Source organism: Microcystis sp. M53598_WE2 (assembly GCF_030067735.1).
GTDB classification, from domain to species: Bacteria; Cyanobacteriota; Cyanobacteriia; order Cyanobacteriales; family Microcystaceae; genus Microcystis; species Microcystis aeruginosa.
Map to the genome: position 1 here is coordinate 1 of NZ_JASJFE010000685.1, position 2,082 is coordinate 2,082.

General features: G+C 40.6%; 2 protein-coding genes. One reads left to right on the plus strand and one right to left on the minus strand.

Annotation, left to right across the window (positions count from 1 at the left end; translation table 11 throughout):
• Window positions 1-172: 172 nt before the first annotated feature.
• Window positions 173-1,387, plus strand: a complete 1,215-nt coding sequence (locus PX636_RS13940) for a DUF790 family protein (protein WP_004162642.1) — start codon at window positions 173-175, stop codon at window positions 1,385-1,387.
• 102 nt (window positions 1,388-1,489) lie between these two features.
• On the opposite strand, the gene PX636_RS13945 is transcribed toward PX636_RS13940, so the two are convergent.
• Window positions 1,490-1,951, minus strand: coding sequence for an Hsp20/alpha crystallin family protein (locus tag PX636_RS13945; RefSeq protein WP_002761262.1), 462 nt, complete (start codon window positions 1,949-1,951; stop codon window positions 1,490-1,492).
• Window positions 1,952-2,082 lie beyond the last annotated feature (131 nt).

Genomic DNA, 2,082 nt, shown 5'->3' on the forward strand with positions numbered 1-2,082 from the left:
AACGGTTCGTGACGATCGCCTACGCTTAACCACAGAAGCAGAATTAACCCGTGTAATCGAGGATTTAGAGCGTTATATCGACCAAAATAGTTAGAATCGGGGGATTTTTGGGGTTTCGACCTTTCCTTGTCGTCCCACCTCTCCCCATCTGATTATTCTTCTCTAGCTTGCCATGTTACCGACCGATTTATTGATTTCCCGTCAAAATGGCGAGACAATTATTCCCAAACGCTTACCGATCGCTCCTGATTATCTGATGATCGCTCAAGAACAAATCACCTGTTTTCAGGAAAGTATCGGTCAAACTAAGGGAGAATTAAGCCAAAAACTCCTAATCTTGGAGGGAGACAGTCCCGATTATAAAATTAAACGGGGATTTGCTCACCTATTAACCAATCATTTTGCCACCTTTGAGATTATTAGTCCCTTAGAACCGCAGGAATTAAGAAAAAGAGTTTTTGAACAAGCGGCTAACTTTGTTCCTATTCCCCAAAATCGATCGCTAATTCTGGAGAAAATTGCCCAGCAACTCAGCCAAGAATTAAATCAAGAAATTTTTCCAGTAGCTCTAGAAAAAGGACTCTATGCTGATTTAGCGGAGAATAAAATTCTCACTCAATTTGATGCTCCCACCCCCGAAAACTTAATTCATCGTTTTAACCTCTCGCAAATTCAAGGGATTTTTTATCGGGCCAGTTATTTAATTATCAACGTCCACCGCAACGATCCAGGGGAATATAAATATCTCTTTCGCTATCTAAAACTATTTCGTTTAATGACTTATATCGAAGGGGATGCCGACACGGGATTTACTATTACTATCGATGGTCCCACCAGTTTATTTAAAGCTAACAGTCGTTATGGCATTGAAATCGCTAAATTAATTCCTGCCTTACTCCATGTTACTCACTGGAATCTGAAGGCACAATTACAGTATAAAGATTCCTATACAGGCACTATCAAAAAACAACAGTTCAATTTAGAGGATAACTGTGGTCTGGTGTCCCACTATTCCCCAGGTAAACCCTACGATAGTATGTTAGAGGAATCTTTCGCTAAACGTTGGTTACAGTTAAAAACTGAATGGCAACTAGAAAGGGAAGTGGATTTAGTGCCTTTACCCGGAGGAGTGATGATTCCCGATTTCCGTTTAGTGCATCCCGATGGTCGCGTTTTTCTCCTCGAAATTGTTGGTTATTGGCGACCAGAATACCTACAAAAGAAATTTTTACAGGTTAAATCGGCCCAAGCAAGTAATCTAATTTTAGCCGTATCGGAACGGTTAAATCTAGAAAAAGCTGGAGTTAAATTTCAAAATCTACCCGCTCAGGTTATCTGGTTTAAAGATAAATTATCACCCCAAGCAGTGTTAGAAGTTTTAAGTTAAAGGTTTAGGAAGCTAAAAGCGGAAGTATGGTTTGATACTCCCGCTTTGGTCTAATCACACTAGGTTAACTCTTTCGCTTAAGACCAGACAATGAGTACTACATCATTGAGCAATGGTAGGATTGATGGACACTTTCACCACTTTATTTTTTTCTTCTTCCGCTTTCGGGAGAGTGAGATTGAGAATGCCATCTTTGTATTCAGCAGTCACGTTATTGTTATCAACCCGAACCGGTAGAGGAATAACCCGATGGAATTTACCATAACGGAACTCAGTGCGGGTAAATCCTTCTTCTTCGGTTTTAATTTCCGATTTCCTTTCACCATTAATGGTCAGACTATCGGCTGTTACTTCCAGGTTGAGGTCTTTGGCTTCCATACCAGGTATTTCCAGTTTAAGCTGAACTGCCTCTGGCGTTTCGGTCATTTCCGCCGCCGGGATGAAGGATAACCCCATTTTTTCGCCATTGCCTACATCAGTCGGCACAAGACGGTCAAACAAGCGATTCATTTCTTTCTGTAGGCTTTCTACTTCTCTGAAAGGTTCCCAACGTATAAGTGCCATATAAGTCACCTCCGCAGTTTTCTTGACGCTAGAGATGTTGGTTTAAGCTAAAACGCACTTAAACCACCTAAAATAGAAATAGTAATTTTAGAAAAATCCTACTTATGCCAGCCAAAGATTTCCTAGACTTA

Excerpts from the sequence above, each read along its gene's own strand:
- PX636_RS13940 (WP_004162642.1), top strand. The coding sequence starts at position 173 with ATGTTACCGACCGATTTATTGATTTCCCGTCAAAATGGCGAGACAATT.
- PX636_RS13945 (WP_002761262.1), bottom strand. The coding sequence starts at position 1,951 with ATGGCACTTATACGTTGGGAACCTTTCAGAGAAGTAGAAAGCCTACAG.